The sequence below is a fragment of the Microbacterium alcoholitolerans genome (assembly GCF_050408615.1).
GTDB lineage: Bacteria > Actinomycetota > Actinomycetes > Actinomycetales > Microbacteriaceae > Microbacterium.
Genome location: NZ_JBNTKD010000001.1, coordinates 1,291,073 through 1,309,636, shown reverse-complemented (window position 1 = coordinate 1,309,636; position 18,564 = coordinate 1,291,073). Strand labels below are relative to the sequence as shown.

Sequence of the window (18,564 nt, the reverse complement as noted above, 5' to 3'; positions counted from 1 at the left end):
TCAGATCGTGCCCGCTCGCACTCAACTGGAGATTTCGGCGGTAAGGCGGTAGCCCACCCCGCGCACCGTCTCTATGTAGCGCGGCTGCACCGGATTGTCGCCGAGCTTGCGTCTCAGGTTGGTCATGTGAGCCTCGATCGCACGCTTGTCGGCGTCACCGACGAAGTAGCTCGTCACATAAGACTCGCCACGCAGTACGAGCGTCAGGTCGGCCTTGCTGCGCACTCGCCGTTTCGACTCCATCAGCGCGCACAGCAGATCGAACTCCGTGCGGGTGAGATCGACCTCGACGTCCCGCATGAGAACGACTCGGGATGCCGTGTTCAGGCGCAGGTCGCGATGAGTCGCCCACGCATCTTGGTCGACGGCTGGCGAGGGGGGATCTGCGGGCGCGACGTACTCGACCGGTCCGTCCGGTCCGAGCACGACAGTCCGCCCAGGGGCGGGTGCGTAGGGAGGAGCCGGTGCAGGATCCGGCTGCGGGGCCGGACCGAGTGCTGCCTCCGGCGCTCGTGGCGGATCCGGGGCGGACCCCGGCTGTGCCGGGCGGGTTCCGGGGAACGAAGGGCCCGATTGCTCCTGACGTGGCGCTGTTGCGGTGTGCCGTGGTCGTCGCAGCAGGGCGTCGATGCGTGCGCGCAGTTCACGAGGACGGAATGGCTTGTTGAGGTACTCATCAGCGCCCGCGGTCAGTCCGAGCACGACATCCGCCTCGTCGTCCAGAGCGGTGAGCATGAGGATGTAGGTGTCGCTCTGCGCACGGATTCGGCGGGCTGCTTCGAACCCGTCGATGCCGGGCATGTTCACGTCCAGCGTTGTGATCAGCGGCCGGTAGGTGAGTACTGCGCGAACGCCGTCGATGCCGTTGCCGACGGAGATCGTCGAGAAACCCGCGGATTCCAAGACTTCGGAGAGAAGGTGCCGCACGTCCGGATCGTCCTCGACGATCACCGCAGTTCTGGGGCCCTGGGGATCATCGAACATCGGCAGCGCACTCCACTCGGTTGGAGAAATCAGGACTTACCGACATGCTACAGGGACGCTCTTGACGCTGTCATCGTGGGCGTCAGCCGGTACGCATGAGATCTGCGGCTCCCTCGGGCCACCAGACGCCGGCCGCCGGACCGCCGTTGCACGGACCGTCGCTCTCGCCGGGCGGCTTGATCCAGAGGTTTGTGTCGACGACGTCATCGCCGAACGTGCCTCCGGCGTCACCGACGCGTTGACCCGGAGGATTGCACCACTCCGCTCCGGCCGATGCGGCTCCATTACGTGAGGTGTCGATGATCGCGTGCATTCCCCCGAGCGCTGCCGAAAGGGCTCGCGCATAATCGAACTCGTCGTAGGTGGAGCGATAGTTCGACACGTTCGTCGCGAATCCGCGCACCTTGTCTCCGGCATCCACCGCAGCGATCAGTTCGGCCATCTCCACAGCCGGCAGCCATCCGCTGTGTCCGCCATCGAGATAGATCCACGTACCGGGCGATTCCAGCGCGTCCACGGCCGCCTGCAACTGCGTGACGCGTTGGTCGAGATTGCCGCACTCCGGCGCGAGCGCGAGGCTGTCCGGCTCGAGGATGACGATCTTCTGCAGATCAGGCGCCGCGTCGAGGGCTACGGCGATCTCGTCGACCCAGCCCCGGTAATCGGCATCGGACAGGCCGCCTGCCGAGTGGTTTCCGCAGTCGCGTTCGGGAAGGCCGTATACGACCACCGCGAGCGAGACGTCCTGCTTGCGTGCCTGCGCCGTCAGATCGGACACCGTTCGGCCCGCTGTACCGATCGGATCCTGCTCCGGGGTGAGCCAATATGCAGTCGGTTGGGACGCCAGGTACTCCGCCGCTGCCGTGGCTTTGGCATCCATCGTTCCGACATCGAGCGCATGCTGCGCCTTCGACTGCTCAGGGACGAGCACGACCGTGCCGATTGAAGGTGCCCGCGCCGAGATGGTGAAGGCCCAGCGCTGCACGAATATCACGGCCAGCACGAGGCCGATGATCGCGATCATCGCGCCGGCCGCGGCGAGCGCGGCGAGTAATCGGCGGCTACTCGCTCGCTGCATGGACGCGTTCCCATCTGTCTCCGCCGTTCGCGTAGGCCTTCTCAGCCGCGTCGGAGGCTGCGCCGACCAGAGCGCCGTAGTCGTAGCCGACGGCTGAGACCGGCGCCCAGCCGATGCTCGCCGACACGCGGATGGGAAACGATCGCTCGTCCTCTGAGGCCGAGATGCGTTCCAGCAGCTCGGTGACGAGCTCGCGCACGCCGCCCTGCGGACGTGGAACGAGCACCAGGAAGCAGGTCGGGTTGATCCGTTCGATGTCGGAGTCGGCGGGGAGGACGCTGTCGATGTCGCAGGCGAGCTTCTGGGTCACCGCGTTGAGAGCTGCGGTGGTGGATGCCAATCGGATGTCGTCGGGATCGTCCAGGCGGACATCGAGCAGTGACCACCACTGGTCGTTGGCCGCCCTGGCACGGTTCAGGCGGTTCCGGGCTGTGCGCTCGAACGAGCCGTGCGTCGACACGGCGGTAACGTCGGCACGAGTGGTCAGCAGCAGCGTCGTGACGAGTGCGCATACGCCGTACACGGAGGTGCCGGTCATGGTGATCGTGTGCAGAAACTGCAGGCCGTCGGCGGGGTGAAGAGTGCCGCCGGCCACGAGCACCCCGTTTATGGTCGTGATCGCGGCGAAGACGACGAACGCCGCAGAAGCGCCCATCAGGGGCAACGCCTCGTCACGCAGCTGCGGTCCGAGCCGAATGAGCTCGAGGAAGCTCAGAACGGCGAGCACCGCGTTCGCGCAGAAGACCACCCGGAATGCGATTCCGTAGAAACCGAAGAACGTCGACGCGATCAGGAACAGCGGAGTTGCCACGAGCACGGCGATGGAGAGCGGTACGAACTGCCGATGCAGGCCGCGGTATGCCCGGATCCCCGACCACAGCAGCGACATCGGCGCGATCACCAGCGCGGATCCGAGAGCGCGCAGCTGATCGGGATAGACGAAGTCCTGTGCCAGCCATGCGTAGGACCCGATCATTGCGAGCGCGAAGACGGCCGACCAGATCGCTGTGGGGCGCGACGGGCGGGGCAGGAACCCGAGGCCGATGAAGATTACGGTCGCCAGGGTGGAGACGGCGATGACCGGCATCACCAGGGTGGACGTGATCATGCGGGCTTCCGTTCATAGGAGGTCTCGGAGACAGCACTCAGGACGACGGTGACTTCGGTGCCCTGCCCGAGCTCGCTCTGAACCTCGAGCCGGCCGCCTTCGGCGGCGACGATGTCGCGTGAGATGCTCAGTCCGAGACCTGTGCCCGGGATGCCGCGTTCCCGCGCCAGCTCGGTGCGGAACTCGCGGTCGAAGATGCGGGGCAGGTCTTCCTCGCTGATGCCGATGCCGGTGTCGGAGACGCGCAGCGCGATCTCGCCATCCGTAGGACGGGACCCCCACACGGAGACGTGGCCGCCACGCTGCGCGTACTTGATTGCGTTGCCGACGATGTTGTCCACCACCTGCCGGAGGCGGAACGCGTCGCCGCGCACGCACAACGTCTCGTCGAGCACGACGTCGACCGTGACCCCCGCTGATTCCGCTGCAGGTGCGAATCCCTCCAGAGAGGCGCGGGCGATGTCGGCGAGGTCGAAGTCGACTGCTGCGTCGTCTTGTCGTTCCCTGGAGATGGCGAGAGCATCGTCGATGAGCCGCTGCATCCGCGACCCGGCGTGTTCGACGACCTCGAGCTGCGTGCGCGCCGAATCGGCGAGATCCTCTCGCTCCAGCAGCAGATCGATGTGCCCGAGGATGGCGGTGAGCGGGTTGCGCAGTTCGTGTGAGATCGTGCGGCGTCTGGCATCCTCGCCCGCGCGGGGATCGGCGAGCTCGGTGACGTCCTCCACGATCAGCAGCAGACCGTCGTCAGTGACCATCCCGTGGTCGATCGCCTTCGTCGACGTCTTCACCGCCCGCCACTGTCCATCGAGACCGAAAAGCCAGACGATCTCGTCTGAGAACAGCTCTCCCCGAGAGGCACGCGCGATCGCCGTCTGATCTGAGGGCACCGGCTCGCCGCGTCTGGTGCGGTACTCGACCGCACGGCTCGGATGGAAGCGGGCGGCGGCGTCGAGCGCGAAGATCGTGTGGAAGGCGTCGTTCGAGATCTCGATCAGCCCGCCGCCCCCAACCCGTGCGATGCCGATGTCGAGGGAGTCGAGCAGGCGGCGGTTGCGAGCACCCTGATCATTGACTCGCTGCAGGGCGTGCCCGAGCCGGTCGGACTGGGCACTCAGCAGGCGGCGGCTTGAGCGATTGCGCTCAGTCCCGACGGACATGATGACGCCGACGAAACCTAGCGTGATCAGCAGGATCAGGACGTTGATCGTCGTCTCAACCGTGAGTCCGAGCGCGAAGAGGTTGATGAGGCGCAGCACGCCGAGCAGCGACAGCAGGCCGATCAGCACGCCTGTCGAGTAGTACGACGCGACCCACGCGACGGGAAACACCCAGAGGAACGTCGCGGCCGCAGTGTCTCCCGCCGCGATCAGGGCGATTGCGAACGAGTCGAGGACCGGCAGCACGAGCACGCCCGTGGCGCCGATGCGATGCCAGGGGACGGCCAGCGCGACGACCGAGATCGCGATGACCGCGAAAACTCCGAGCGCGAATCGCGCGTCCGCGAGACGCGCCGGCGTGAGCAGGGCGACACCCACCACGATCACCACAACCGTGAACGCGAGGATCAGTTGCCATTGCCAGATCGATCGGCAGCGCGTATCGCCGAAGTAATGGAGCGCCGGCGATGAAGACGCGCGCGACCCCCTCAGCATGAGCGTCATTGTATCTCGGCGGGGTAGGTCGCTGCGCTCTCTCGAACGGCTCAGGGAGCGGCGGTCGCTGGCCGCAACGCCGCCCGACGTTGGACGAACAGCCGGACGACGAGGCATCCGATCGCGGTGCCGAGCGTGTTCGCGATGACGTCCGAGAGCGTCGGGTAGCGGCTGGGCAGCATCGTCTGGACCAGCTCGATCGTGACGCTCGCAGAGTATCCGATCAGCAGCACGATCCAGGCGTTCGAGCGAGGCCAGCCGGCGACCAGCAGAAGGCCGAGCGGCACGAACAGCGCGATGTTCGCGAGGAATTCGAATGCCGTTGCACTCGTGGCGTACGAGATGCCGTAGTTCTCACTGACGTACCGTGCGATGCGGAACGCGATGCCGGTGACCCGACCCGCCGCGGATGCCGGCAGCCAGACGATCAGTGCCACGCCCACGACGTAAGGCACGAGCAGCGAACGGGCGGCGATCGCGAAGGGCGGAGTTCGGCGGTCGGGCATGGGGCGAGTCTGGACGCTATGAGTGGTTGAGCCTGGGCCCGCGCACATCAGCCGCCCGTGTACCCGTTCGGGTTCTGCGACTGCCACGTCCACGTGTCGCGGCAGGCGTCGGCGAACGAGCGCTTCGCCTTCCAGTCGAGCTCGCGGTTCGCCTTCGACGGGTCGGCCACGGCGCGCGCCACATCACCCGCACGCGGTGCGACGACCCCATGCGGGATCTCGCGGCCACTGGCATCCGAGAACGCACGCACCACGTCGAAAACGCTCTGTCCGACGCCGGTGCCGAGGTTGTAGGTCGCCACGCCGGGGCGCAGGTGATCCAGCGCGGCGAGGTGGCCTTCGGCCAGATCCATCACGTGGATGTAATCCCGCACGCCAGTGCCGTCGTGGGTCGGGTACTCGTCGCCGAACACCGCGAGGCGCTCGCGACGCCCAATCGCAACCTGCGCGACGAAGGGCATGAGGTTGTTCGGAATGCCTGAGGGATCCTCACCGATGCGACCGGACGGGTGCGCGCCGACCGGGTTGAAGTAGCGCAGCAGAACCGCCTCGAGCTCGGGGCGACTCACCTGGATATCGCGGATGATCTGCTCGTTCATCGCCTTCGTCCAGCCGTACGGGTTCGTGATGCCGTGACCTGCCGGCTGCGACTCGTCGAGGTTCTCGACGCCCTCCGCGGCCGGCGCGTACACAGTGGCGGACGAGCTGAACACGAGCCTGTTCACGCCGTGCTCGGCCATGATCTCGAGCAGGTTCAGGGTGGCGGTGAGATTGGTGCGGTAGTAGCGCGCGGGCTCGGCCACCGACTCGCCGACGGCCTTGAGACCTGCGAGATGGATGACGGCGTCGAACTCCTGGTCGCGCAGCGCCGCCCGTGAGGTCGCCAAGTCGGAGAGGTCGCACTCGATGAGCTCGACCGTGCGGTCGGTGAGGTGCTGCACCCGGTCGATCGCGGCGTGCGCGCTGTTCGAGAAATCGTCGACGACGAGCACATCATGCCCGGCTTCGAGCAGTACGAGAGCGACATGGGATCCGATGTAGCCGGCTCCGCCGGCGAGAAGAATGCGCACGAGACGAGCCTACCCACCCGCACTGCCCAGGTCGCTCAACGACGGACGGCGATCAGCGGAAGTCGACGATTCCGGCGTGGGCGGCGGCCACGAGGATCTGCACGCGATCGCGCAGCTGCCACTTCGACATGATCCGACCGAGGTGCGCTTTGACGGTGCCTTCCGAGACGATCATCGACTGCGCGATTTCGGCGTTCGACATGCCCTTCGCCAGGCGCTGCAGAACATCGTTCTCGCGCTCCGTCAACGGCTCCAGCGCGTCGGCGGAATCGTTCGACGGAGCGGTGCTGCGCACATGGCGCACCAGGAGAGAAGCGATCCGCGGTGACAGAGAGCTCACCCCGCTGTGCACGTCGCGCACACCGGCCAGGATGCTCTCGGCACTCGAGTCCTTGAGCAGGTAACCCGAGGCGCCCGCACTCAGCATGGGCAGGACGGTGTCGCTGCCGTCGAGCGTGGTCACGGCGAGGATGCGCACTTCGGGCCAGCGCTGCGCGATCGCCGCCGTGGCCTCGATCCCGTTCATCTCGGGCATCTGCACGTCCATCATCACCACGTCGGCCAGATCGCGCTCAAGGAAGGCGATCGCCTCGAGCCCGTTCTCGGCTTGACCGATGACATCGACCTCTGGATCGCGCGCCACGAAGTGGGAGAGCGCAGAGCGCACGAGCGGATCATCGTCGACGACGAGGACTCTGATCTGGGCCATGTGTCGAGCCTAACGGTGCTGCCAGAAGGTCAGCGGCGATCTAGACGTTTGGGTAGCGAGGTCTGGCCGTAAGCCAGATGTGAATCCTTTCGGATACCGAGAGGATCAATACATACCTAGACAAACGTTCACTTTGGAGGTGAATCCATGTCCATCTGGGAGCAGCTTGCACGCCTCTTCGGCGCTATCCGTTAAGTCTATCGTCCACATCATCAGTCATGCACGATACTGAGGTCATGCCCTTTGGCCTGTCCATGCGCGACGACCCGGGCCGCCTGCGACTGAGTCGTGGTGAGCGTCTCACCACCGTCGAGCGGATCGTCACACTCGCGTTTCTCGTCGTACTTTCGGCCCTCGACATCTTCGGCGTCATCTTCTCGCCGGGAGTCGACGTCGCCGGATCCGTTCTGAGCGTCACCGCAACCGCGGTGTTCGCGCTTTACCTCTGGTGGCCGGCCACTGCGACTGCGGCGCTCGGACTCGTCTTCGCCGTCTCGGCGCTTGCGGGCAAGGACTCGGTCGTGCTCTTCGCGGCTGCTGTTGCGGCAGGCATGGTGATGCGGCTCGGCGGCACTGCGCACGTTCTGTCGTATGGCGCCGGCTTCCTTGTCGCCACGGCCATCGTCGCCTACGGTGATGCCGGCACCCCTGTCAATGTGGGCATCTACCTGTTGGTCGCTGCCGTCGCGGGCGCCATCGGCTTCGCGCTGCGACTCGCCTCCGCTCGTGGGCAGAGCCTGGAGAAGCGGCTCGCCGAGAGCGCAAAACAAGAACGCCAGGCCGTTCTCGCCGAGCGGCGCTGGATCGCCGGCGAGCTGCATGACAGCATCGCCCACCACCTCACCGTGGTGGCACTGCACGTGCAGCTGCTCGACGATCCGAGCATCCGAAGAGACTCTCAAGACGCGATTCGCATCGCCGCACGCAAAGCGATGGCGGATCTGCGCTTCGTGATCGATCTCGCCGATGACGGGCCGCGTTCCGCTGCGGTGCACATGGGCGACCTCGACACGGCGATCACCGAGGCCGGCGCCGAGATCGAAGCGGCGGGACACCACGTAATCGTGGACGGGTCGTCGACCGACGATCGGATTCCACGCATCGCCGAGATCGTGCTCGCGCGCATCGTCCGCGAATCCACCACGAACATCCTCAAGTACGCGGGCTCCGGTGACGTCACCATCCGTGTCGAGACCGACGACGACGCCGTCGCGCTGACCATCCTGAGTCCGCTCGCCACGGCTCCGCGCCGGGATCTGCCATCGAGCGGAACCGGTCTGAAGCGCATGACGGAGCGCGTGATCGGTGCCAGCGGTGAATTCAGCTCTGGCGTTCAGGGCGATCACTGGCGTGTCTCCGCGCGCCTTCCGGTCACCTGAGGTGCCGCACGACCGGATATCTAGACGAACGTCTAGGGCGGTCTCGCCGTTCGACACTATTGAACGCGGGGAAGCGCCGGTTACCGTGGAGATTCCCCAGTATCGGCGTCCCCAACGCCGCGATCGCGGGCGCACTTTCTAGGCTTTCTGATCTACTTGCGCCCGCGGTCGGCTGATCCTGACCTGTCGCCGTTTCTGAACGCGCCGAAAGAATTTGTTGCCTGGGAGCGCGCTGACCGTGTAACGTCACCACTGCGGAGCGACTGGGGTATCCGAACAATCGCTTCGCACACACTGGGGCTGGGGCCGCTACGACGGATGGGACCGTCGTATCAAGCGTCTCCAGGTGATACTTGGGGATTTCATGGGGAAGTTCTTGGGCGCTGTTTCGGCGCGCCCTTTGCGAATTATTGCTGTCGGCGTAACGGTCGGTGCGCTCCTGCTGGGTGGCGCGAGTGTTGCGATGGCCGAAGGCGAACCGCCGGCCGACGGCACCGTCGATCTGACGGTGCAATCCACGTCGCAGGCAGAGTCCACGACGCAGCCTGCTGCGTCGGAGACGTCCGCGCCGGCGTCGGCTCCGAAGGGCGACGCTCCTGCAGAGAAGCGTGATGCGCCGGCTGGCGATGAGCCGGTCGCCGAGCAGACAGGCGGCACGCCGCCGGCGACTGACGGTGGAGCGGTAGATGGGCAAGCTGACGGTCAGACGCCTGCCGATCTGCCGGCCGAGACGAAGTCCGCGGCCGAAGAAGGCCAGCCCGCTCAGAGCGAGGCGACGAAGCCGCTGGCGCCCCTCTCGCAGGGCAGCGCGGCGGAGAAGTCCGAGCTTGTCACTCCGATGGTGCTCGGCCCCGAACCAGGGGTCGGCTCGCCGTACCTGTACTGGGATGTGCGCGAAACCTCGAGTTCTTCGTCGGCGTTGATCGGCGGTGCGACGTTCCAAGTGGAGGGGCCCCGTTCCAGTTCGTCGAGCAACTGGGGCCAGACGTACTCGATCTCCGACTGCGTCACAGCTCCGTGCACCGGCGCCGATCGCGACCCTGACCCCGGCGAGTTCCAGGTGATCAGCGGCCAGGGCGGTGTCGGCACGATGACTACCTCGCAGCGGTGGCGCGTGCGCGCGGCGTCGACATCGACGAGTTGGGAGTACGACGGCTCGACATACTCGTTCTCCGCCAACAACTGGAACGAAATGTCGAGCGCGAACTGGGCGAACAGCGGTGGCGTGAGCAGCTACGACTTCGGGAACTTCGTGCCGCAGAAGCTGCTGACGACCCGCGACATCATCGTGACCAAGCGCATCTTCGCCGAGCCGACGACCACCAACGGTCCCGTCGGCAACAACTACTCCGACACCGTCGGGTCGAACTTCCGTCTGTACACGAATCAGAACAGTGCCCCTGGGCAGCCCACGGGCTTCCACTGCGAGATCACCGCGGGTGGGCAGTGCACGATCACCGTCACTGATGTGCAGAACGGTGGCTCGAACTACAACGACCGGTTCTGGGTCGTCGAAGAGGCTCCGACGCCTGGTTCCGTTGCCGGCGAGAACACCTACTCGAACCCGGAGCTTTACGTCGGCAGCTACTCCGGACCGCAGGACATTCGTCGGCTCGTGGGACTCACGAAGCGGTTGACGGCGGGTTCCACGGCTCTGACGATGCCGATGACCTCGTCCGACCTGAGCAGCAGCGATCTGCCCGGAACGAATGCCACGACGGCGGAGGCCGGCTCGTTCGGAGCGGTCGTCGGCTCGTACAACAACCCGAGCATTGTTCCTAAGTGTGAAGCAGCTCCGCTGCGGATCGGCATCATCATCGACCAGTCCGCATCGATCAGCTCGAACCAGTGGACGACTTTCCGCGAGGCGCTCGTGGGCAGCAGCAACGGCACCGCACCCAGCTCGGTGCTCGGACTTCTGCGCAGCGAGGGCGCATTGGTGTCGATCCTCGGCTTCGGCTCCAACATCGCCTCTCCGAACGGCTGGCACCACGGCAACGCCTCCACGCCGCAGACCCTGCCGACGAACAACTCGACTCTGCGCGACCTCATCCCGGGCACCCGTCCAGGAGGCTCGGGCAATGCGACGAACTGGGACTCCGCGCTGAGCGCGTTCCAGGGGAGCACCAGCTCATACGACATGGTCCTCTTCGTGACGGACGGCGCGCCGAACTACATCCTCAACGGCACGGGTCCGAGCAGTACCGCAGTGACTCTGCGCTCGCTGGAGGCTCCGATGTACGCCGCGAATGCACTTAAGCGCGACGGCGTGAGGGTGGTCGCTGTGGGCGTCGGCGCGGGTGCGTCCGGATCTGCCGTAGCGAAGAACCTTCGTGCCGTGTCGGGGCAGACTGCAGGCTCCGACTACCTGCAGGGCGATTGGGATGCACTAAAGCAGATTCTGTCGGACATCGTGACCGCGGCGACCTGCCAGGTGCCGGTCGATGTCTCGAAGACGCTGAAGCGTGCTGACAATACGACGACCACTCTGGCTGCCGGATGGGATTTCACCGCGTCACTCGAAGGGGGGACGAGTTCCGCCGTGTCGCTGACCGGAGCTGCGGAGCAGACCACGGCATCCGGCGATGCGGGCAAGGCGCGCTGGACCGTGAGGTTCACACAGCCGGCCGGGCAGACCGCGGTGCTGAAGCTCTCCGAAGACGCGCAGCCCGGCTGGACGCTCGACTCAGTGCAGTGCACGCTCGATGCCCAACCGTTGACCGTGACGGTGAGCGGAACCTCGGTGACGATCCCGGGCCTCAAGCCGAACTCGGGTGCACTCTCGTGCGTCTTCACCAACCGTGAGGCGACGCCCGCATCAGTCGTCGTCAACAAGCAGTGGGTCATCGACGGTGAGACCGTGGCGCACGGCAGCCAGCCCGATGGCATGGATGCCGCGCTCAGCCTCGACCCGGCGGGATCAGGCAGCGGCGACCTCGGCTGGGGCCAGACGCGCACCGGTTTCGTCATCGGCGACAAACTGAAGATCGGCGAGGCCACGACATTCGATCCGGCGCTTGTTCCCGGATGCGTCCTGACCGGCAGCACGATCGCAGGCACCGGCATCACCGGTTCGGTCGCGCTGGCATCCACCGGCTACGAGACCACGCTGGGTTCAGCATCCAACGCCTACATGGTCACCAACACCGTGCAGTGCCAGCGGCTCACGCTCGTGAAGAACGTGGAGAACAGCTTCGGCGGGTCGGCGACTTCGGACGACTGGAACGACGGACTGTTCGCACAGCTCGGCGCCAGCCCTCGGCTCGTATTCGACTCGGGCGACACGAAGTACGTGGCGACGGGCTCCTACGTGCTCAGCGAGGCGGACATCGACGGCTACTCGCAGGACGACCTGGCCTGCACCGGCGGAACGCTCAACAGCGGCACGGTCACGGTCGCCGCAGGGGCGAACGTGGTGTGCACGTTCACCAACGTCGACAACCCCGGCTCGGTCACGTGGACGAAGATCGCCGCTGACACGAGCGACCTGCTGGGCGGCTCGGAGTGGCTGCTGACCGGCCCGGGACTCGGGTCTGGTGTGACGGTCACGGACTGCATCGAGACAGATGCCGCAGACTGCACATCTCTCGACAAGGACCCGGCAGCGGGTGCGTTCCTCCTTGAGGGTCTCCACTGGGGCGAGTACACGCTCACCGAGACTTCGGCGCCGCTCGGCTACATGCTCGACTCCACGTCACATCAGTTCACGATCAGCGGCGCCGCGCTCGCCGTTTCCGTCGACCCGATCGAGAACACACTCGCGACAGCTCCGACGCTGCCGCTGACCGGCGGTCTTGGCGCCGACTTCTACAAGTTCGCAGGCCTCGGCATCCTGCTTCTCGGCGCAGCGCTCTTCATCGCAAGACGTGCGTGGATTCGCAAGCACGCCACGAACGCCTGACGACTCATCCACCCACAAGCTCGACCCGGGCTTGATTCAACCCACTCCTTCGCCGTGTGGGGCGGCGAAGCATAGAAAGAAGGAACAGATGGAAACCACGAGGAAGCCATTGCGGCGACTCGCTTCCGGTGCGGGCGTTCTCGCCCTCGTCGCGGCGGGTCTCATTGGGGGCGCAAGCATGGCGAGTGCCGCGGGCGTTGCGCCAGGGAACCCGGAGGCGCCTGAAACCGGCTCGCTGACGGTGCACAAGTACGCCGGCTCGAAAACTACCGACGTAGCGCACAACGGCACCAAGCAGGACGTGACTCGTCCGCCGCTCGGTGGCGTGGAGTTCACCGTCACCCCGGTTGGGCAGCTCGATGGCGGCGTCTGCGTCCCACTCGATCTCACAACCGCTGCGGGCTGGACAGCAGCACAGGGCGTCAACCAGAACGCGGCTCCAGAAGACCCGTACTGCCTGGTGACCGACGACGCCGAGTCCGCCGTGACAGATGCGACGACCGGTGAGGCCGTGTTCGCCGGCCTGCCCCTCGGCTTCTACTACGTCCAGGAGACCGACGCTCCGGACAGCGTGACCAGCGATGCCGTCGAGTTCTACGTCAGCATCCCGTACCCCAGCGTCAGCGGTGACACGACGACCTGGCTGTACGACGTGCACACCTACCCGAAGAACACTCTCGAGGGCAGCGGTGACAAGGTGGTCGGCGAACCGGTCTCGAACGGCCTCGGGACGACCGTCCCGTGGACCATCACGACTCTGCCGCTCGGATCGTTCGATGAGGGTGCACCGCTGCAGAGCTATTCGATCCTCGACACGCTCGACCCGCGGCTGACGTACACCGCGACGCCTGCTCCGACGCTGCAGTACACGACGCCGGGCAACCCTGCGACGACGGCCGACGTGCTGGCTGCGAACTACGACATCATTCCGCCGGCAGCGGCCGGAGGCACGCTTGAGGTCGAGTTCACTCCTGAGGGTATGACCTGGGCGAACACACTGCCGGCAGGCACGTTCTTCACGTTCTCGTTCAGCACGATGGTCACCTCCGTCGGCGACGGCGACATCAAGAACACCGCCTACCAGAACTCCGGTGGCGACGATGCGACTCTCGGCAATACCTACACGCTGTGGGGTCCGGCTGAGATCCTGAAGCACCAGACCGGCGACAAGAGCAAGACGCTCAAGGGTGCGGTGTTCTCGGTGTACGACTCGCTCGCAGGCGGAACGTGCCCCGCCGCAGCCTCCGACCTCGGCGACGCACTCGAGGTCAGCGGCGAGACCGAGTTCACCTCGAACGACGACGGCGTCGTCGCGATCCCAGGCCTGTACGTCGGCAACGAGACCAACGGTGCCACCGAACGTGTCTACTGCGTCGTCGAGATCGAGGCGCCTGCAGGCTACGTGACGGTTGACACACCCCGTGCGATCACCGTGGCCGCCGGTGAGACTGCGAGCATGACCCTCGAAGTCGCCAACTCTCCTGTTCCCGGACCGACGCTGCCTCTCACCGGCAGCAACGGCGCAGTGTGGTTCACCGTCGGTGGCATCGCACTCCTGGCAGTCGCCGCCGGTGGATTCCTGATGACGCGCCGCTCCCGCGTCGAGGAGTGATCCGCTGACGGGCTGATCTCCTGAAACGGAAGGTGGGAAGGCAATCGTCTTCCCACCTTCCGTGCTGAGAGGACTGAGATGACTTTGCTGGACGTGCGACCTGAACATCACGACGAGCCGGTCGCCAAGAGACGACGGTGGCGGATGCCATGGGGCATGCTCGCCGTGGTGCTCGTCATGCTGCTCGGGGTGGGGGTGCTCGAATACCCCCACGTCGCGAGCTGGCTGTCGCAGTACTACCAATCGCAGCTGATCGTCGATGTCGCAGGTGAGCAGCACGACGCAACGGACCTGCACGCCGAACTCGTGCGCGCCCATGCATACAACGACCTGCTCGAGAGCGGCGCACTGCTCGCGGCCAACGCGAACAAGCCGACCTCCGACTCCGACGCCGTCGAGCAGTACGACTACGATTCGCTGCTCAGCGCGACCCCTAGCGGTGTGATGGGGCGCCTGCGCGTGCCATCAGTCGACATCGATCTGCCGATCTACCACGGCACCGATGACGAGACTCTGACGCGAGGCGTCGGACACCTGGAGGGGACGTCGCTTCCAGTGGGCGGCAGCTCTCAGCACTCCGTGCTCACCGCCCATCGCGGACTCCCCGAAGCCACTCTGTTCGACAACCTTCCTGAGGTGAAGATGGGCGACCGCTTCACGATCGAGGTGTTCGGCGAGGTGCTCACATACGAGGTGGTCGACACTCAGGTGGTCGAGCCCGCCGACACCGGCACACTGCGCGCGGTGGAGGGCGAGGACCTGGTGACGCTGGTGACCTGCACGCCGCTCGGCATCAACTCGCATCGCTACCTGGTGACCGGCACGCGGGTCACGCCGACGCCGATCAAAGACATCGAGCAGGCGGGGGAGGTGCCGAACATTCCAGGATTCCCGTGGTGGGCCGTCATCCTGATAGGTGCGCTGCTGCTGGCTGTGGTGCTGATCGTGCTGGCCGGCTTCTCGCGACCACGCAGAAGCAAGCCCGTCGGTACGATGTAACCCGTGACCGCCGTCGACCCGACCCTCGCGCCCTCGCCGTATCGCGCCATCGAACGAGCTGATTGGGCGCGCCTCGCGGCAGGACTGGATCAGCCACTCAGCGAGACCGAGGTCGTCGAGATCCGCGGGATCGGAGACCGACTCGACCTCACCGAGGTGCGCGAGGTGTATCTGCCGCTGAGCCGACTGCTCAGCCTGTACGCCAGCTCGACCCGGCAGCTGGGCGCGGCCACCAGCGCGTTCTTGCAGGAAGAGGACACGACCACGCCGTTCGTCGTCGCCGTCGCCGGCTCGGTCGCCGTCGGCAAGTCGACCATCGCACGCCTGCTGCGCGAGCTGATGAGCCGCTGGCCCGGCACCCCGCGGGTCGAGCTGGTGACCACCGACGGGTTCCTCTACCCCAACGCCGAACTCGAGCGCCGCGGATTGATGGACCGCAAGGGCTTCCCGGAATCGTACGACCGCCGTGCCCTGCTGTCATTCCTCACCAGGGTCAAGAGCGGCGAGGCAGAGGTGCGGGCTCCGTTCTATTCCCACATGCGGTACGACATCGTTCCCGACGCGCACGTGGTGCTGCGCCGCCCCGACGTCGTCATCGTCGAGGGTCTGAACGTGCTGCAGCCGCCGCCCGCACCGCACGACCCGGCCGTCAGCGATTTCTTCGACTTCTCGATCTTCGTCGACGCCGACACCGAGCACATCGAACGGTGGTACACCGACAGGTTCCTCGCCCTGCGCAAGGGGGCTTTCAGCAACCCGTCGTCATACTTCAACGTGTTCGCGCACCTCACCGACGATGAGGCTGTCGCGACGGCGCTCGGCTACTGGAACGAGATCAACATGCCGAACCTGGTCGAGAACGTCATGCCCACCAAGCACCGGGCGACTCTGGTGCTGCGCAAGGGCGCTGACCACGCGGTGGAGACTGTGCAGCTGCGCAAGGTCTGACGCGCCCGGTCCAGCCTGAGAAAGACGATGTCGTCCTTCTTCAGATCGGTCATGCCCAGCGCCAGGGTGCCGATGGTTCCGGCATCCACCGTCAGGTACGGCGGGAACGCGTCCACCGACTCGGCGATGCGTCCCGGGTCGGTGAGCGTCTCGCGGCTGAGCAGCTTGTCGACGACGCCCTTGATGAACGCCTGCTGGTTGCGCACGCGCTGGTAGTCGCCGTCGGAGAACGACTTGCGCTCGCGCACATACGTCAGCGCGCGGTCGCCGCGCAGGTCGATAGTGCCCTGCGCGTACTGCTCACCGCCGCGACTGAAGTCGATCTGGTTGTTCACGGTCACGCCGTCGAGCGCATCCGTCAGGCCCGCGAAGCCCTCGAAGTCGGTGATCGCGACATGATCGATCGGCAGGGATGTGCATCAGCAGCATCGTGTCGGCGCGCTGACCGCGGATGCTGTCGAGATCGCCGTTCAGACCTGAGCGCGAATCCGATCTGAGCATCAGGATGTTCACGGCCTCGGGGTTCACAGCCTCGGACCGCTCGGTCGGGAAGACCTCTGCGACGGGGAGCGCCTCGACCCTTTTCGTTCAGATCCCTCGCAAAAAGCGCGGTTTACTCTGGAACCTATGTGTGGAATCGTCGGATACGTGGGCCCGCGGCCCAGCCAGGACATCCTTCTCGCGGGTCTCGCCCGCCTCGAATACCGCGGCTATGACTCGGCCGGCATCGCCGTCATCGACGACAACGGCGAGATGGACATGCGTAAGAAGGCCGGGAAGCTCGCCGTCCTGCGCGACTCCCTGGCGGAGACCGCGATGCCCGACGGGAAGACCGGCATCGGCCACACGCGCTGGGCGACACACGGCGGGCCAACCGACGTCAACGCCCACCCGCACCTCGCCGATGACGACAACCTCGCCGTCATCCACAACGGCATCATCGAGAACTTCGCCGCGCTGCGCGCCGAACTCGAGGCAGAGGGTACGACCTTCCGCAGCGAGACCGACACCGAGGTCGCCGCAGCACTTCTGGGGCGCGAGTACCGGGCATCCGGTGACCTTCAGACCGCGTTCCGCAACGTGGTATCCCGTCTCGAGGGCGCCTTCACACTTCTCGCCATGCACGAGAGCCAGCCCGGCCTCGTCGTCGGCGCGCGCCGCAACTCCCCGCTCGTGATCGGCCTCGGCGAGGGCGAGAACTTCCTCGGCTCCGACGTCGCCGCGTTCGTCGAGCACACCCGCAACGCCCTGGCCATCGGCCAGGACCAGATCGTAGCGATCACCCCGACGTCCGTCGCCGTCACCGACTTCGACGGCAACTCCGTCGAAGCGCAGCCGTTCGAGGTGTCGTGGGACGCCGCCGCCGCCGAGAAGGGCGGCTGGCCCTCGTTCATGGCCAAGGAGGTCGCCGAGCAGCCCGAGGCCGTCGCGAACACGATCCGCGGACGCGTTCAGGGCGACGCCGTCGTCATCCCCGAACTCGACGGCATGGATGCCCTGTTCACCGGCATCAATCGTGTCATCATCACCGCCTGCGGCACGGCCGCCTACGCAGCCCTCGTCGGCAAGTACGCGATCGAGCAGTGGGCTCGCGTTCCCGTCGACGTGGAGCTGGCCCACGAGTTCCGCTACCGCGACCCGGTGATCGGCGACGACACGCTGGTCGTCTCGATCAGCCAGTCCGGCGAGACGATGGACACCCTGATGGCCGTCAAGTACGCCAGCGAGCGCGGCGCGCGCACGCTGTCGATCTGCAACACGCAGGGCGCGACGATTCCCCGCGAGTCGGATGCCGTCGTGTACACCCACGCAGGACCCGAGGTCGCCGTCGCCTCGACCAAGGCGTTCTCGGCGCAGATCACCGCGCTGCTGCTGCTCGGCCTGCACATGGGTCGCGTCCGCGGCGTTCTGGCATCCGATGCCTCGGCCGACGTCGCCGAGCTGCGGGCGCTGCCGGAGAAGATCGCCCAGGTGCTGGCGGAGGAGAGCGAGCACGTCTCGCAGCTCGCCGGCTGGATGGCCGACACCCGGTCGGTGCTGTTCCTGGGTCGCCACGTCGGCTACCCGATCGCACTCGAGGGCGCGCTCAAGCTCAAGGAGATCTCGTACATCCACGCCGAGGGCTTCGCCGCCGGCGAGCTCAAGCACGGTCCGATCGCGCTGATCGAGCCGGGTCAGCCGGTGTTCGTGATTCTGCCGTCGCCGCGCCACTCCGCGCTGGTGCACTCGAAGGTCGTGTCGAACATCCAGGAGATCCGCGCCCGCGGTGCCCGCGTGATCGTCGTGGCGGAAGAGGGCGACGCGGCCGTGCTGCCCTACGCCGACGAGGTCATCCGTATCCCGCTCGCCGGGGCGATGTTCGAGCCGCTGCTGGCTGTCGTGCCGCTGCAGATCTTCGCGATGGCGCTCGCCACCGCGAAGGGCCTGGACGTCGACCAGCCGCGCAACCTCGCGAAGTCCGTCACCGTCGAGTAGGTCCGGTTCGTTCGCCGCAACTCCGGAGATGTGCCACCGCGCACTGAGGTGATCGCGCATCCGGCCCGGACGGTGCGTGATTCTCCGGAGTTCTGGCGAACCCGCACCGACCTGCTTGCCTGATCCGGGTTCGTACGGTG

The 18,564-nt window shown here is 66.2% G+C and carries 13 protein-coding genes and 1 pseudogene; 6 read left to right on the top strand and 8 right to left on the bottom strand.

Translation table 11 applies throughout. From position 1 onward, the window contains the following. Window positions 1-21 precede the first annotated feature (21 nt). From ACQUSX_RS06265 to ACQUSX_RS06235, 7 genes are all read right to left on the bottom strand, one after another. Complete coding sequence (locus ACQUSX_RS06265) at window positions 22-984, bottom strand: response regulator transcription factor (protein ID WP_428906093.1); 963 nt, start codon at window positions 982-984, stop codon at window positions 22-24. Window positions 985-1,066: 82 nt separating this feature from the next. Further along, window positions 1,067-2,062, bottom strand: coding sequence for a glycoside hydrolase family 6 protein (locus tag ACQUSX_RS06260; protein ID WP_428906092.1), 996 nt, complete (start codon window positions 2,060-2,062; stop codon window positions 1,067-1,069). After that, window positions 2,046-3,170, bottom strand: a complete 1,125-nt coding sequence (locus tag ACQUSX_RS06255; RefSeq protein WP_428906091.1) for a hypothetical protein — start codon at window positions 3,168-3,170, stop codon at window positions 2,046-2,048. The genes ACQUSX_RS06260 and ACQUSX_RS06255 overlap by 17 nt, the downstream gene beginning before the upstream one ends. Further along, window positions 3,167-4,825 (bottom strand): sensor histidine kinase, encoded by a 1,659-nt coding sequence (locus ACQUSX_RS06250; RefSeq protein WP_428906090.1) that lies wholly within the window; start codon window positions 4,823-4,825, stop codon window positions 3,167-3,169. The genes ACQUSX_RS06255 and ACQUSX_RS06250 overlap by 4 nt, the downstream gene beginning before the upstream one ends. 50 nt (window positions 4,826-4,875) lie before the next feature. Continuing rightward, window positions 4,876-5,331 carry a VanZ family protein gene (locus tag ACQUSX_RS06245; protein WP_428906089.1) on the bottom strand — a complete coding sequence of 152 codons (456 nt, stop codon included), beginning with the start codon at window positions 5,329-5,331 and terminating at the stop codon, window positions 4,876-4,878. Window positions 5,332-5,378: 47 nt separating this feature from the next. After that, window positions 5,379-6,401, bottom strand: coding sequence for a UDP-glucose 4-epimerase GalE (galE, locus tag ACQUSX_RS06240; RefSeq protein ID WP_428906088.1), 1,023 nt, complete (start codon window positions 6,399-6,401; stop codon window positions 5,379-5,381). 52 nt (window positions 6,402-6,453) lie between these two features. Then, window positions 6,454-7,110 carry a response regulator gene (locus ACQUSX_RS06235; protein WP_428906087.1) on the bottom strand — a complete coding sequence of 219 codons (657 nt, stop codon included), beginning with the start codon at window positions 7,108-7,110 and terminating at the stop codon, window positions 6,454-6,456. Window positions 7,111-7,346: 236 nt separating this feature from the next. Between ACQUSX_RS06235 and ACQUSX_RS06230 the strand changes: the two genes are divergently transcribed. The 5 genes from ACQUSX_RS06230 (at window position 7,347) to coaA (ending at window position 15,949) form a co-directional block, all read left to right on the top strand. Further along, complete coding sequence (locus ACQUSX_RS06230; RefSeq protein ID WP_428906086.1) at window positions 7,347-8,489, top strand: sensor histidine kinase; 1,143 nt, start codon at window positions 7,347-7,349, stop codon at window positions 8,487-8,489. A gap of 463 nt (window positions 8,490-8,952) precedes the next feature. Then, window positions 8,953-12,390: a SpaA isopeptide-forming pilin-related protein gene (locus ACQUSX_RS06225; RefSeq protein WP_428906085.1), complete on the top strand. Its 3,438-nt coding sequence runs from the start codon at window positions 8,953-8,955 to the stop codon at window positions 12,388-12,390. Between the two features lie 88 nt (window positions 12,391-12,478). Then, window positions 12,479-14,002, top strand: a complete 1,524-nt coding sequence (locus tag ACQUSX_RS06220; protein ID WP_428906084.1) for a SpaH/EbpB family LPXTG-anchored major pilin — start codon at window positions 12,479-12,481, stop codon at window positions 14,000-14,002. A 78-nt stretch (window positions 14,003-14,080) separates the two neighbouring features. Then, window positions 14,081-15,001, top strand: a complete 921-nt coding sequence (locus ACQUSX_RS06215) for a class C sortase (protein WP_428906083.1) — start codon at window positions 14,081-14,083, stop codon at window positions 14,999-15,001. Window positions 15,002-15,004: 3 nt separating this feature from the next. Next, entirely contained in the window at window positions 15,005-15,949 is a 945-nt protein-coding gene (coaA, locus tag ACQUSX_RS06210; protein WP_428906082.1) for a type I pantothenate kinase, read from the top strand. Between the two features lie 50 nt (window positions 15,950-15,999). On the opposite strand, the pseudogene ACQUSX_RS15925 reads toward coaA, so the two are convergent. Beyond that, a pseudogene (locus tag ACQUSX_RS15925) lies at window positions 16,000-16,311 on the bottom strand (LCP family protein); the annotation flags it as partial. A gap of 265 nt (window positions 16,312-16,576) precedes the next feature. Here ACQUSX_RS15925 and glmS point away from each other — a divergent pair. Further along, entirely contained in the window at window positions 16,577-18,424 is a 1,848-nt protein-coding gene (gene glmS, locus ACQUSX_RS06200; protein WP_428906081.1) for a glutamine--fructose-6-phosphate transaminase (isomerizing), read from the top strand. The last annotated feature ends 140 nt before the right edge of the window (window positions 18,425-18,564 follow it).

What these genes read in the sequence shown, in the direction of transcription:
- ACQUSX_RS06265 (WP_428906093.1), bottom strand. Translation starts at nt 984, where the DNA reads ATGTTCGATGATCCCCAGGGCCCCAGAACTGCGGTGATCGTCGAGGAC.
- ACQUSX_RS06260 (WP_428906092.1), bottom strand. Translation starts at nt 2,062, where the DNA reads ATGCAGCGAGCGAGTAGCCGCCGATTACTCGCCGCGCTCGCCGCGGCC.
- ACQUSX_RS06255 (WP_428906091.1), bottom strand. Translation starts at nt 3,170, where the DNA reads ATGATCACGTCCACCCTGGTGATGCCGGTCATCGCCGTCTCCACCCTG.
- ACQUSX_RS06250 (WP_428906090.1), bottom strand. Translation starts at nt 4,825, where the DNA reads ATGCTGAGGGGGTCGCGCGCGTCTTCATCGCCGGCGCTCCATTACTTC.
- ACQUSX_RS06245 (WP_428906089.1), bottom strand. Translation starts at nt 5,331, where the DNA reads ATGCCCGACCGCCGAACTCCGCCCTTCGCGATCGCCGCCCGTTCGCTG.
- ACQUSX_RS06235 (WP_428906087.1), bottom strand. Translation starts at nt 7,110, where the DNA reads ATGGCCCAGATCAGAGTCCTCGTCGTCGACGATGATCCGCTCGTGCGC.
- ACQUSX_RS06230 (WP_428906086.1), top strand. Translation starts at nt 7,347, where the DNA reads ATGCCCTTTGGCCTGTCCATGCGCGACGACCCGGGCCGCCTGCGACTG.
- ACQUSX_RS06225 (WP_428906085.1), top strand. Translation starts at nt 8,953, where the DNA reads ATGGCCGAAGGCGAACCGCCGGCCGACGGCACCGTCGATCTGACGGTG.
- ACQUSX_RS06220 (WP_428906084.1), top strand. Translation starts at nt 12,479, where the DNA reads ATGGAAACCACGAGGAAGCCATTGCGGCGACTCGCTTCCGGTGCGGGC.
- ACQUSX_RS06215 (WP_428906083.1), top strand. Translation starts at nt 14,081, where the DNA reads ATGACTTTGCTGGACGTGCGACCTGAACATCACGACGAGCCGGTCGCC.
- glmS (WP_428906081.1), top strand. Translation starts at nt 16,577, where the DNA reads ATGTGTGGAATCGTCGGATACGTGGGCCCGCGGCCCAGCCAGGACATC.